Below are 14,894 nucleotides of genomic sequence, written 5' to 3'. Positions count from 1 at the left end.
CATCAAGTTTTCACAGGTTATTCACATTAATTTACAAACTCCAAACCAAAAATTTCAAGGAGATTCTATGTACATAAATGAAATCCTCAAGCAACTCAAAAGCGAGATTTCAGAATATGAATTCCAAAGCTATTTTTCCACATTAGAATACGACGAAAACTCGCAAAGAATGGATTTATTAGAATTTTATGCACCTAATATTTTTATTGCTGATTGGATCGAAACAAACTACATAGAAAAACTCAAACTCTGTACTGAAAAAGTAGCTGGAATACGATCAGAAATTCACATCTATGTGAAAGAGTTTCCAAAAGATGTGAAAAATTTTAAAAATAATAAAACAATACAAAAAACTGATCAGATTCTTATCAACTACAATGAAAGCGAAACTTTTGAAAATTTTGTTGTTGGGAATTCAAACAGACATGCTTTTCTTATCTCAAAAACAATTTGCGAAAACCAAGGAGGTTATAACCCTGTATTAATTTACGGACAAACAGGTGTAGGCAAAACCCATTTACTTAATGCGATTTATAACTTTGTTGCCAAAAAACGTAAAAAAGTTATTTATATAACAGCAGAACAATTTTTGAATGATTTCCAACTACGTAAAACCCAAAGAGCAATGGATCTATTCCGAAACACTTATAGAAAATGTGATTATTTATTAATTGATGATGTCCAGTTTTTTGGAGGAAAAGAACATATTTGTGAAGAATTTTTCCATACCTTTAATGAACTCAGACAAAACAAAGGACAGATCGTACTTACAAGCGATCAGCCACCAAAAAAAATCCGAGGATTAGAGGAAAGATTACGTTCAAGATTTGAATCTGGTGTCATCACTCAAATTGAAAATGCTGAACTCGACACAAAAATCGAAATCATTAAAACAAAATGTGAGCTCAACGCAATTCCACTAGATTCTGAAACAATCAATTACATAGCGACCAAAATCAACAATATCCGACAAATAATAGGAATTATCCAAAATATAAATTTACAATCAAATCTCAACCCAAACAGCTCAAAATTTAATATTGCTAAAAGTCTGATTAAATCCTATCAAAAAGAAAGTATAGAAAACATAACAATCGACCAAATTATCACTATAGTTGCCAAAGAACTCAATATAAAACCAAGTGAAATTACCTCAAAAGAAAAAAGTCAAAGAATAGCACGTGCAAGAAGAATCGTTATCTACATTGCACACACCCTTACACTAAATTCAATGCCTGTACTAGCAAATAAACTCAACATGAAAGACCATAGTTCCGTAAGTAAAGCTCTAAAAACTATAAAAGAAAAAATGAGAGAAGATGATAATCTAAAAATACTCCTTGAAGAGATTCAAAACAAAGTAAAAAATAACAATATCCCTGAAGTTTAAATTATCTCACAAACAAATTAGGCTATAATAGAACCAAAGTGTAGTAGCCAGAACTGGTGTATAGATGAAAAACACAAACGGGAATAAACGTGAAAAACTCATTATAAGAGATGTGAAAAACCAACTGGTCCTAAAGCCCTAAAAATAGCTAAAAAATCAAAGCTAAAACCAACTTTTCACAAAATCACTGACCCTACTATTACTACTATATTTTATTAAAATACAAAATTAAATTCCCAAATCTATTAAGGAGTAATCTTATGAAACTAACCATAGAAAAAACACAACTTGAAAATATTCTCTCAAACTGCCAAAATTTCTTAGAAAAAAGAGATATTTCTCAAATAACAGCACATGTATTCTTTCAATGCCGTGAAAACACCTTAATCATTAGAGCTACAGATTATGAAATAGCCATACAATCAGAAATTGAAGTCCAATCAGAAGAAGAAGGAAAAGCCACAGCAAATGGAAAAGATATACTTAACTTCATTAAAACACTCAAAGAAGGCAACATAACTCTAGAAGTTGAAAATAATACATTGCTCATAAAACAAAACAGATCCAAACTCAATCTTCCAATGTATAACGTAGATGAATTTCCAGATATACCAGAATACACACCAGATCATAAACTCAATATAGAATCCAATAAATTCCTCAATTCAATCAAAAAAATCAACTCAGCTATTGATACTAATAATCCAAAATTTGAACTCAATGGTGCATTACTAGATATTAAAGAATATTCTTTTAACTTTGTAGCTACTGATACAAGACGTTTAGCAATAATCAAACATGAAAGCCAAGGCATCAACACTCTTTCCCTTATTATCTCAAAGCGTTCTATAAATGAAATTTTAAAATTATTTGTGGATGAAATAGAAATCTTTTATAACCAAACGCATATCATCATAAAATCTGGCCAATACACATTTTTTGGCAAAATTATCAGTAGTAAATATCCAAACTATGAATCAATAATCCCTAAAGAATTCAAATACACTCTACAACTGCCAAAAGACAAATTTATTGAATCTGTAAAGATTGTAAGCTCACTTTCAAATAAAATAAAAATCAACTTCCAACCAAATGAGATACTCTTTGAGTCTCTAAGTGACAAGAATCACAAAGCTTCAACACAAATAGAACTTGATATAAAAATCCAAGATTTTGTATTAGGAGTAGATTCTAAGTATCTTCTAGATTTTCTTTCACAAATTGACAGTGATGAATTCACACTCCAACTTGATGAGCAAAACAATAAGCCAATAATGCTTTCAGATCATAATTTCATCACAATTATCATGCCAATCATCCTCTAAAACTTTATCCCCCAAGGAAATTTATGCAAAACTTATCAAAAGAGTACAAAAGCAGCAATATTAAAGTCCTCAAAGGACTTGAAGCAGTACGAAAACGTCCAGGAATGTATATTGGAGATACAAATATTAATGGCCTACACCATATGATCTATGAAGTCGTGGATAATTCTATCGATGAAGCCATGGCAGGATATTGTAATGCAATAAAAATCACATTAACAAATGAAGGTAGTGCAATCATTGAAGACAATGGACGCGGAATCCCTGTAGATATCCATCCAACTGAAGGTATTCCAGCTGCAACTGTAGTACTCACAATCTTACACGCGGGTGGGAAATTCGACCAAGATTCTTACAAAGTCTCAGGTGGGCTTCATGGTGTAGGTGTTTCTGTAGTGAATGCTCTCTCAAACAAACTCATCATGACAATCAAAAAAGATGGCAATATCTATCGCCAAGAGTTTGCAAAAGGGATTCCACAAACAGATTTAGAAATCATTGGACAGACAAATGAGACTGGCACAACAATAGAGTTTTTTCCAGATTCTGAGATTATGGAAGTAACAGAATTCAATAAAGAGACACTCTCTCGTAGATTCAAAGAGATTGCATATCTCAATAAAAATGTAACAATCGATTTCCACGATGAGCGCAGTGCTTTCCAAGAAACTTACCATTTTGAAGGTGGATTATTACAATTTGTCCAAGATCTTAACCACAAAACACTCGTTTCACAAATTATTACCTTTGAGACGAGTGAACAAGATGTAGAAGTAGAAATAGCATTAACTTATAACGATGGATATGACGAAAAACTGCTAAGTTTCGTGAATAACATTCGTACCCCAGGAGGTGGGACACACGAATCAGGATTCCGTGCTGGATTAAGCCGAGCAATTATGAATTACATAGAATCTAATGCGAGTGTGAGAGAAAGAGATTCTAAAGTGATAGGTGATGACGTTCGAGAGGGACTCGTAGCGATTATTTCAACAAAAGTGATTGAACCACAATTTGAAGGGCAAACTAAAGAGAAACTTGGAAGTTCTTTTGTAAAACCAATCGTTCAAAAACTAGCCTATGAAAAAATTTCAAAGTTTTTTGAAGAGAATCCAAATGATGCAAAAGCTATCATGCAAAAAGCCATTATGGCAGCACGTGGCAGAGAAGCAGCTAAAAAAGCACGGGATTTGACGCGTAAAAAAGAAAGCTTTTCTGTTAGTACATTACCTGGTAAATTAGCTGATTGTCAGAGTAAAGATCCTGCAAAATCTGAAATCTATCTTGTTGAAGGAGATTCTGCAGGAGGTTCTGCAAAGCAAGGACGCGATAGGGGCTATCAGGCGATTTTACCGTTACGTGGAAAAATCCTTAATGTTGAAAAATCAAGGCTTGATAAGATTTTGAAATCTGATGAAATCAAAAATATGATTACAGCTTTTGGTTGTGGGATTGGTGATGAGTTTAATATAGAAAAATTGCGCTATCACAAAATTATCATTATGACGGATGCTGATGTAGATGGAAGCCATATACAGACACTCTTGATGACATTTTTTTATCGTTATTTAAAACCACTTATAGAAAATGGTCATATCTATATAGCCCAACCTCCACTTTATCGTTTCAAAAAAGGCAAAAAAGAAGTTTATCTTAAAGATGAAAAAGCTCTTAGTGAATATTTAATAGAAAATGGTATTGGTAACTTTAACTTTGAAGGTATTGGTAACACCGAATTGCTTGAAATTTTAAAATCCATTTCACATTATCGCTTCATTCTTAAAGAATTAGAAAAACGCTATCCAATGTTGGAAGTTGTGCAATATTTGATTGAGAATCAACAACTTATGAATGAAAATTATCAAACACTTTTTCAACAAATTGAAATGTTTTTAAAAAATCAAGATTCTCATATCCTTAGTAAAACTATTACAGAAAATTCTTTGAAGCTTTATATACAAACGCGTATGGGTCTCATAGAAATAGAAATCAATACAAAGCTTTGGAATGATAAATTTTTCAAAGAAGCACGTTCTATTTATGAAAAAATAAAAAATAGAGATTTGGAATTTTTGAAAAATAAAAATATGATAGAACTTCTAGAAGAAATAGAATCAAGTGCAAGAAAAGATGCTTATATACAGCGTTATAAAGGCTTAGGTGAGATGAATCCAGAACAACTTTGGGAAACGACTATGACTCCAGAAAATCGATTACTTTTGCGCGTGAATTTAGAGGATGATATAAGTGCTGATGAGATTTTCACGCTTTTTATGGGTGATGAGGTTGAACCTCGTAGAATTTATATACAAGACCATGCAAAAGATGTTAAGCATCTTGATGTATAAATTTTAAAAATATCTTTAATTAAAAATTAGACCATGAAAACTATTACTGTCGTAGATACTTTTGGTTTCTTTTTTCGTTCATTCTTTGCTCTACCTCCGTTGAAAAACAAAAAAGGATTCCCAACAGGGCTTTTACTTGGATTTTGTAACCTTTTAAATTCCTTATATAAAAGTGGAAATTGTGATTACATAATTTTTGCACTTGAAGGAGGTGGAATAAATCGGCGTAAACTTTTAGATCCAAGATACAAGCAAAATCGCCAAGAAGCACCAAGAGACTTGCTTTTGCAATTACCAATAGCTGTTGAGTGGATAAAAAAGATGGGATTTATTAACTTAAGTATAGAGGGTTATGAAGCCGATGATATTATCGCCTCAGTCTCTACATTGGCACATAAAAAGAACTTAGACGTATATATTATCAGCCATGATAAAGATTTATACCAACTTATAGATTCCCAAACTTTTATCTATGATCCAATTAAAAAAATAAATATTAGAGAAGCACAATGCCAAGAAAAATTTGGCGTATTTCCAAACGAGTTTATTGATTATCAAAGTTTAGTAGGTGATAGTAGTGACAATGTTATGGGTATTAAAGGTATAGGTCCAAAGACTGCATGTAAGCTTATTAAATACTTTGGTGATTTAGATTCTATGTATGCAAGAAGTGATGAATTAGAAAATGTCATAAGTCCAAGACTTTCAAAAATTGTAAGGGATTGTAAAGAAGATGCTTTGCTTTCAAGAAAGCTTATCACCTTAGTCAAGGATATTCCGATTGATATAGACTTTAGCACATGTGCTATGCCTGAAGAAAATCCACTTTTAAAAATCGTTGATGAATTACATGAATATGACTTTAATGGGATACTTACAAAAATACAAGGTCCGAAATATCAGGATTTTATATCCAAAAAATCAGCTATAAGAGTTCAACAAGAGACACAGAAATTACGTGAAAATTTTATATATGAATGGGAAATTATTGATTCTCAAGAAAAGCTTTTTGGAATTTTAAACACTTTAAAAGAAGGGCAGGTTTTAGGATTTGATACAGAATCTAGTGGGTTGGATACCAAGGAAGCCTATATTGTAGGTTTCAGTTTTTGTTTAGATTCAAAGAAGGGCTATTACGTCCCAATAGGACATACTTATTTAGGTGTCGGGGCACAAATCTCAAAACAAGAAGCCAAGATTGCATTACAAAAAATATTTTCTTATAAACTCGTTGGGCACAATCTTAAGTTTGATATTTCACTCATATGGCAGAACTTCGGTATAAAACCTGAAAATGAGATTATTGATACAATGGTTTTAGCATGGTTATTTGATAGTGCTAAACCCGTGGGACTTGATAAACAAATGCTCAGATGGTTTGATTATAAAATGGTGAGCTTTGATGAGATAGTAGATAAAAAACAAACTTTTGCAGACATAGATCTAGAAATCGCAGCTCAATACGCAGTAGAGGATGCTGTAGCTACATTTTCTTTATATGAACGTTTATTTTTAGAATTTAAGAATCGCAATCTAGAATACATTTTGGAATTAGCCAAATCTTTAGAATTCCCTTTTATTAATGTATTAGTACAAATGGAAATGGAGGGAATCAAAATTGATACTTTACTTTTTGAAAGATTAAATACAGATTTGACAAAAATCCTTACAACTCTCACACATAAAATTTATGATTATGCAGGTGAGAATTTTAATATCAACTCTCCACAACAACTCTCACATATTCTTTTTAATAAGGTCGGCTTACAAAGTGGACGAAGCGTCAAAGGTGGTCTTAGTACAGACGAGCAGACATTAAATAATATTATAGACACCCACCCTATTATTCAACTTATTCTCGAATACAGAGAAATGAGCAAGCTCAAAAATACTTATATAGAGCCACTTTTGAAATATGCTAAACAAAATGGTGAACATAAAGTTTACACTTCATTTTTACAAACAGGAACTGTTACAGGTAGATTAAGTTCTAAAGCACCAAATTTACAAAATATTCCAGTCAGAAGCGAATACGGACGTAAAGTAAGAGAAGGTTTCATTGCGCAAGAAAATTGCAAGCTTATAAGTGTCGATTATTCTCAAATAGAGCTTCGACTTCTAGCACACTTTAGTGAAGATTCCCGTCTCTTAGAGGCATTCAGATTAGATAAAGATATACATTATGAAACAGCGTTGAGACTTTTTGGAGAAAATTTGGCAGTTGAAAAACGCTTTATTGCAAAAACAATCAACTTTGGTCTTATCTATGGCATGGGTGCTAAGAAGCTTGGTGAGACATTGAAGATTCCATTTAAAGAAGCAAAAGCGTATATTGAAAGTTATTTTGAGCTTTTTCCAACAGTGAAAAATTATCTTGGAGAACAAAAAGAGCTTCTTTTAAAAAATGGTTATACACAGACACTTCTTGGACGCAGAAGGTACTTTGATTTCCAAAATGCCACAGAATTTATGAAAGCAAATTATTTACGCGAGGGTATAAATTGTATTTTTCAAGGGAGTGCAGCAGATTTGATCAAACTTTGTATGTATGAGATTTATAAAAAATATCAATGTACTGAGCTTAAAATGCTCTTACAGGTGCATGATGAGCTTATATTTCAAGCACCAGATTCAAAAGTGGCGAGTTTTATACCCGATTTAGAAATTTTAATGAATTCCATTTATACTCTCAAAGTTCCACTCAAGTGTTCTGTGAATATAGGAAAATCTTGGGCAGATCTAAAATAGAGAGGTATCTCTAGGAGATGAATTTACAGAAAGGATAATAAATGGCAAAGTCAGATGTTTTTCAGGATGAGGAGTTTGAAGTTTCATTGGATGATCAAGCTACAGATAAACGAGAAGGCAAAAATACAAAAGAAATTATGAAATCTTTGGAAGCTTTTTTCAAAGAGGAAGAAAGTAGCTATGTTACTTATGAAAAAATCGCACAGATTCTTACAAAAGCACCAAGTTTGGCTCAGATAAAAAAAATAAAAGAATTTGCTAAAAAGTATAAAAAGAAGTTGCTTTCTTCTTCTGAAGCTGCAAAAAAATTGAATATGGAAGATGAAATAAAGTATCAAAAAGAACGCAAAAAGGTCCTTGATGAAGAATTAGAAAACGAATTTGATTTCGCTAAGGAACGTGAGTTACTCGAATGGAGTAGGAGCGATAGCCCAGTAAGGATGTATTTGCGTGAGATGGGACAGATTCCATTATTAACAAAAGAGGATGAGATAGATCTTTCTAAAAAAATTGAATTAGGTGAGAGTACTATACTTGATGCTATTTGTTCTGTGCCATATCTGATTGATTTTATTTATGACTATAAAGATGCTCTTATAAATAGAGAGCGTAGGGTAAAAGAGCTTTTTAAGAACTTTGATGAGGATGAGGATGAGGAAATTGAAGAAGTAGAGGAGGAACAATCCTATGATGAAAATAGTGCTAAAAAACCTATCAATAAAAAGGATCAAAAACGTGTAGAAAAGGTTTTGGAAAATTTTAAAGCACTTGATAAAGCAAAAAAAGATTGGCTTAAAACTCTTGATGCACAAGAGGAAAACATCAAACAGGGTGAGGATGAGCTTGTTTATATTCTGCTTTTAGCACATAAGAAGCAAATACTCAAAGACAGACTGCTTGATTTGGGGCCAACAAGTAAGCTTATAAATGAGCTTGTGAAAGCAATGGAGAATACTCTAAAAAACGGCGATGGTTTTGAAAAAGAGCTCAAAAGACTTGAATACAAGCTTCCGCTTTTTAATGATACTTTGATACAAAACCACCAAAAAATTCTTGCAAATATCACAAATATGAGCAGAGAGGATATAGCTGCATCTGTACCAGAAGCTACTATGGTGAGCGTATATATTGAGTTAAAAAAACTTTTCCAGACAAAAGAAGCTAGTGAAGGGGGCTTTAATCTTGAACCAGAGAAGTTAAAAGAGATTTTGGAGCAAATCAAACGTGGAAAAAGAATCTCTGATAAAGCAAAGGCAAAAATGGCAAAGTCTAATTTACGCCTTGTCGTAAGTATTGCCAAGCGATATACAAATCGTGGTTTGCCATTTTTGGACTTGATACAAGAGGGCAATATCGGGCTTATGAAAGCTGTGGATAAATTCGAATACAAGAAGGGTTTTAAATTCTCTACCTATGCTACTTGGTGGATAAGACAGGCAATTTCACGGGCGATAGCTGACCAGGCTCGTACTATTAGAATCCCAATCCATATGATTGAGACAATTAATAGAATCCACAAAATTATGCGCAAATACACGCAAGAAAATGGCAAGGAAGCGGACGTCGAATTTATAGCGGCAGAAGTTGGCTTGCCTGTGGATAAAGTCAAGAATGTGATCAAAATCACTAAAGAGCCAATCAGTCTTGAAGCACCCGTTGGCAATGATGATGGAAAGTTTGGTGATTTTGTCGAGGATAAGAGTGCAGTGGGTCCAATGGACTTTATACTCAAAGAGGATTTAAAGGCGCAGATTGATGAGGTATTAGAGCAATTAAACGATAGGGAGAAGGCGGTCATTCGTATGCGCTTTGGCTTGCTTGATGATGAAAGCGATCGCACATTAGAAGAGATTGGTAAAGAATTGAATGTAACGCGTGAGCGTGTGCGTCAAATAGAATCTAGTGCAATAAAAAAGCTCAAGCACCCAAAAGTAGGGAGAAAGCTTAAAAATTATATCGAGGAATAGAGGGGGGGGGGATATATCCTCTACCGCCATCGCTGAAGACGAGCTAAAACAAAAGTCGCCACAGACTTTTTTAACCCCACTCTACAGAGTTGTTAAGTTTAGCTCGCAAGTACAAGAGGTTCTCGATGCTGGCAGAGAGCTTTTTAAACACTACCATATACAAACTGCAGACTCTAAAGACTACAATGTAAATACCGCGCTTTGTTTATGATCTAAAAGCACACTTTCAAGGCTCTGGTTCAAAATGCAGAATGAATCTCCACAAAAAGCACAAGATGAAGTATATGAGGGATTATCAGTAAATCTCAATACTGCCTAAAAAACCTAGCTAAACAGAATAAAATCTGAAGTGTACGCTTTTTTTTTTTTTTTTTTGAAGGATTAGACACTAAATTTAGTTATTTTATATAAATAATATTTAGTTATATATACTAAAGTTTTCTTATTTATTTACTATAAAATATTGACTTATTTAACAAAAGTTATTAGAATTCACGCACTTAAGTTACTTAAGTGCTAAATTCTATAATTCTCAAGGAGATAGTATGAAGTTTCAACCACTTGGAAAGAGGGTTCTTATAGAACGACAAGAAGAGGATACAAAGACAAGCTCGGGTATCATCATTCCAGATAACGCAAAAGAAAAACCGCTTACAGGTATTATCAAGGCTGTTGGTAAAAAGGCACAAGAGGAGTTCCCAACCTTGAAAGAGAGTCAAGTTGTTGTGTTTGAAAAATATAAAGGTAGCGAGATTAAGCTTGATGGTAAAGAGTTCGTTGTGCTAGAAGCAGAGGATATTTTAGGAATCCTAGAAAAATAAATTCGTAAACTTAAATTTTAAGGAGTAAATTATGGCAAACAAAGAAATCCACTTTTCAGATTCAGCAAGAAATAAACTTTATGAAGGGATTAAGCAGCTCAATGACGCTGTGAAGGTAACAATGGGACCGCGTGGACGCAATGTGCTTATCCAAAAAAGCTATGGTGCACCAGCGATTACAAAAGATGGCGTGAGTGTGGCTAAGGAAGTAGAGCTTGCTGACCCAATTGCAAATATGGGTGCACAACTTGTAAAAGAAGTCGCTAGCAAAACTGCTGATGCAGCAGGTGATGGCACGACTACAGCCACTGTTCTAGCACATAGTATTTTTAAAGAAGGTTTGCGAAATATTACAGCAGGTGCAAATCCAGTGGAAGTAAAGCGCGGTATGGATAAGGCAGCAGAGGCAATCATAGAGGAGCTTAAAAAAGGTAGTAAAAAAGTGAGTGGCTCTGAAATCGCGCAAGTTGCGACAATCTCTGCAAATTCTGATGAAGCAGTGGGTAAGCTTATCGCTGAAGCAATGGAAAAAGTAGGCAAAGATGGTGTTATCACTGTCGAGGAAGCTAAGGGAATTAATGATGAACTTAGTGTAGTTGAGGGTATGCAATTTGATCGTGGGTATCTTTCAGCGTATTTTGTGACAAATACTGAAAAGATGATTGCGCAGCTTGAGAATGCTTATGTACTTCTGACAGACAAGAAAATCTCAAGTATGAAAGAAATCCTTCCTTTGCTTGAATCTACAATGCAAAGTGGTAAGCCACTTCTTATCATTGCTGAAGATATCGAGGGTGAGGCACTTACAACACTAGTGGTAAATAAGCTTCGTGGCGTTCTTAATGTTTCAGCAGTAAAAGCACCGGGCTTTGGTGATAGAAGAAAAGCAATGCTTCAAGATATTGCAATCCTTACAGGTGGGCAAGTTATCAGTGAGGAATTAGGAAAGACACTAGAGGCTACAACTTTACAAGATTTAGGTCAGGCTGCAAGAATTGTGATTGATAAAGACAATACAACAATTGTTGATGGCAAGGGCCAAGCCCAAGCAGTAAAAGATAGAATCTCACAAATCAGAACCGAGATTACTAACACAACAAGCGATTACGATAAAGAAAAGCTTCAAGAGCGTCTTGCCAAGCTTAGCGGTGGTGTGGCTGTAATCAAAGTAGGTGCTGCAACAGAGGTAGAGATGAAAGAGAAGAAAGATCGCGTTGATGATGCACTTTCTGCAACAAAAGCTGCAGTAGATGAAGGCATTGTAATTGGTGGTGGCGCGGCACTTATCCATGCAGCACAAAAAGTCAAGTTGAAGTTAGAGGGCGATGAAGCAGTTGGTTATGACATTATCAAGCGCGCCATTAAAGCGCCTTTAGCACAAATCGCTATAAATGCAGGCTTTGATTCTGGTGTGGTTGTCAATGAAGTAGAAAAAGCAAAGGATACTGCAGGCTTTAATGCAGCTAAAGGTGAGTATGTTGATATGTTTGAAGCAGGCATTATCGATCCACTTAAAGTTACGCGTATCGCATTACAAAATGCTGTATCAGTTTCAAGTCTCTTGCTTACTACTGAAGCTACGATTAATGAAATCAAAGAGGACAAGCCAGCTCCTGCAATGCCAGATATGGGCGGAATGGGAGGAATGGGCGGTATGATGTAATTTTAATATCGTGTTTTCTGAGTATCTACAAAATCTTTGAGGACTGCCAAAGTATCTTTGGTGGTTCTCCCTTCTTCACACAAAGTAGTTTCAATTGCAAACTAGAGTATTTTGAAATTTTATGGCACAACAGCGACTTTTCTTTTTTTGAGAATCTATAAGACATCATTCAAGGATATTAATGCTTTTTACAAGTTATGCCTTTATCGCGCTTGTTGCCATAACCTTTGGACTATACTATATGAAAGGTTTCCAACGCGCACAGGTATGGATTCTCATCATTGCTAGTTTTATTTTTTATGCTTTTTCACAGCCGATTTTACTAGCACTTCTTTTTGTCTCTGCTTCGATTAATGCACTTGCTAGCTATCAGGTTGCTTTCGCCCCGGCTTTGGTATATAAAAGGCTTTATGCATGGTTTGGCGTAGGGGTAAATCTTGCGGTGCTAGCGTTTTTTAAATATAGCCCACTTTTTGGCAGAGCAATGGAATCTTTTATCAGCGCGCAAAGTATTGGCGAGTTTCTTATCAATGTCCCATTGCCGGTGGGAATCTCATTTTACACATTTCAGGGCATTAGCTTAGTGGTGGATTTATATAAAGATAGCGTGAAAAATAATGATTCGGGGGGGGGGCATACACATTCTTTAGAACAAAATTCTCTAACTGCTCCTATTTGCAAGTGCGGGTTTTTCAAGCACTATCGTAACACCCTCTTTTTCATCGGTTTTTTCCCACAGCTTGTAGCAGGTCCCATTGTCAAAGCACACGAATTTTACCCACAAATCTCCGCTAAAGTCTTAAAAACTATCGATTTTTATGTAAGCACTAAAATTCTCATTCTTGGCTATTTTCTCAAAATGGTAATCGCGGATAATTTAAAAGATCAAACCTTTTGGATGGATTCTCCATATTTTCAAGCTTATGATTTTCTTACTCTTTTAGGGCTCATTTTTGGTTATAGCGTGCAGATTTTTGCAGATTTTGCAGGTTATAGTTTGATAGCCATTGGTGTGGCAAAACTTTTTGGCTACAACCTCCCACAAAATTTTAATTTTCCCTATATTTCAGCTTCATTTGCCGAGTTTTGGCGCAGGTGGCACATCTCGCTTTCCACTTGGCTAAAGCAATACCTCTATATCCCATTAGGTGGGAGCAGAAAGGGTAAATTCCGCACTTATTGCAATCTTTTTATTGTTATGGCACTTGGTGGGCTATGGCATGGAGCGTATATTTCTTATATGGTGTGGGGTGTGTATCATGGGCTATTTTTGGCACTCGAGCGCTTTTTGAAAGAGAAACTAAAGCCAGTTTTGAGAGCGCACTTCCCTAGATTTTCAAAATTTCTAGCAAAGAGCGTGCTTGTTTATTGTGTGCGCGTGGCGTTTGTCTTTGTCGTGGTGTCATTTGGGTGGATTCTCTTTAAATTGCGTGATTTTAGCGATGTGCTTTTGTATGTGAGCGAGATTTTTTGCGAGCCGAGCGGACAACGTGGCAATGCGTTGTTATTGATGATTTTATGTTACAGCGCACCCATTTTTGCCTATTATACGCGTTATGTGGTGCATTCATGGATTATATACAAAGATAAAAATCAAAAAATTTCAAGTGTTTGCAAATATAGACAAATCATAGAATCTGTGTTTTTTGGCATGCTATTGTTTTTTATCTTTACAAATAGTGGGAGTAGTGGTGCGTTTATTTATTTCCAATTTTAAGGGTGTTTTTAGAATTTTTGCTGTGTTTTTGGTATTTTTTGTGTTATATAATCTCGCAATTTTTGTTTTCAAGCCAGAAATTACCACTTATCAGAATCAATGGCAGTCAAATCTAATTTTTGCACAAGAATATATGTATTCTCCACACACGCCAAAAAGTGTAGTGTTAGGCTCATCTTTGGCTTCGCGTCTTGATAAAGATTTATTAGAATCTGTTGGAATCTACAATCTCGCCTTTGGTGGTGGGAGTGTTCAAAGTGGCTTAGAAATCATCAAGCGTTCAAACAAAATCCCCCAGATTCTCTACATTGAAACAAATGTGCTTTTTGAGCGCGATGTGGATTCTGCGATGCTCGAGATTTTGTTTGACCCGTTGTTTTTTAAGATGCGCTATTATTTGCCCGCATTGCAGGAGAAATACCAGCCCCTTAATATTTTTGCAAGTTTTATCAAGCGCTTTGGTGGGAAAACTAATGAGGAAAAGCGCTCAACAAAACGTGATGAAAAAATTTATAATCTTACTATGGAAGGTTTTTTAAAACGTTATCAACAGCCTTTAGCAAATCTACAAAATTATCAAAACCGCTTAGATTTATTTCAAAAACAATTGCGGTATTTTGAAAATAAGGGCGTGAAAATTATCTTTTTTACCATGCCAATCGATCCACTTTTAGCTAAACAGTCAAGATTTATCGAGGAATACACCCTTTTAATTGAAAATTTTTCTTATCCATTTTTGCCAATGCCAAAGCATAGCGAGTATGAAACCTCTGATGGAATCCACCTGCTTTATGAAAGTGCGCAGAGATTTAGCGAAGAGTTTTTGAAAAAAATTAAAGATTTTTCCTAGCCTCTAAGTTTAAAAATTTCTTTTATTAAGCAAATATTAATATGAGGGGGGGGGGGTAATACTCC

Annotated in this window: 8 protein-coding genes and 1 pseudogene; all 9 read left to right on the top strand. The window is 34.7% G+C overall.

Annotated elements, in window-relative coordinates; genetic code table 11:
- Positions 1-67: 67 nt before the first annotated feature.
- The 9 genes and pseudogenes from dnaA (at position 68) to CCY97_RS01655 (ending at position 14,829) form a co-directional block, all read left to right on the top strand.
- A complete protein-coding gene (gene dnaA / locus CCY97_RS01695; RefSeq protein WP_112063765.1) occupies positions 68-1,390 on the top strand; it encodes a chromosomal replication initiator protein DnaA in 1,323 nt (440 codons plus the stop codon).
- Positions 1,391-1,650: 260 nt separating this feature from the next.
- Positions 1,651-2,715: a DNA polymerase III subunit beta gene (gene dnaN / locus CCY97_RS01690; RefSeq protein ID WP_112063764.1), complete on the top strand. Its 1,065-nt coding sequence runs from the start codon at positions 1,651-1,653 to the stop codon at positions 2,713-2,715.
- A 23-nt stretch (positions 2,716-2,738) separates the two neighbouring features.
- Positions 2,739-5,063, top strand: coding sequence for a DNA topoisomerase (ATP-hydrolyzing) subunit B (gene gyrB / locus CCY97_RS01685; RefSeq protein ID WP_112063763.1), 2,325 nt, complete (start codon positions 2,739-2,741; stop codon positions 5,061-5,063).
- 33 nt (positions 5,064-5,096) lie between these two features.
- The gene (gene polA, locus CCY97_RS01680; protein ID WP_112063762.1) at positions 5,097-7,811 is read left to right on the top strand and encodes a DNA polymerase I; all 2,715 of its coding nucleotides are present in this window, start codon (positions 5,097-5,099) and stop codon (positions 7,809-7,811) included.
- A gap of 41 nt (positions 7,812-7,852) precedes the next feature.
- Positions 7,853-9,778 (top strand): RNA polymerase sigma factor RpoD, encoded by a 1,926-nt coding sequence (rpoD, locus tag CCY97_RS01675; RefSeq protein WP_112063761.1) that lies wholly within the window; start codon positions 7,853-7,855, stop codon positions 9,776-9,778.
- 545 nt (positions 9,779-10,323) lie between these two features.
- A pseudogene (gene groES, locus CCY97_RS01670) lies at positions 10,324-10,590 on the top strand (co-chaperone GroES); the annotation flags it as partial.
- A 40-nt stretch (positions 10,591-10,630) separates the two neighbouring features.
- Complete coding sequence (gene groL / locus CCY97_RS01665; protein WP_112063759.1) at positions 10,631-12,262, top strand: chaperonin GroEL; 1,632 nt, start codon at positions 10,631-10,633, stop codon at positions 12,260-12,262.
- 181 nt (positions 12,263-12,443) lie between these two features.
- Positions 12,444-13,979 carry an MBOAT family O-acyltransferase gene (locus tag CCY97_RS01660; RefSeq protein WP_112063758.1) on the top strand — a complete coding sequence of 512 codons (1,536 nt, stop codon included), beginning with the start codon at positions 12,444-12,446 and terminating at the stop codon, positions 13,977-13,979.
- On the top strand, positions 13,954-14,829 hold the full coding sequence (locus tag CCY97_RS01655) for a hypothetical protein (RefSeq protein ID WP_112063757.1): 876 nt from the start codon (positions 13,954-13,956) through the stop codon (positions 14,827-14,829). Before CCY97_RS01660 ends, CCY97_RS01655 begins: the two co-directional genes overlap by 26 nt.
- Positions 14,830-14,894 lie beyond the last annotated feature (65 nt).

This window comes from Helicobacter sp. 10-6591 (assembly GCF_003288805.1).
GTDB lineage: Bacteria > Campylobacterota > Campylobacteria > Campylobacterales > Helicobacteraceae > Helicobacter_F.
This window is presented reverse-complemented; position numbering and strand designations above follow the sequence as displayed.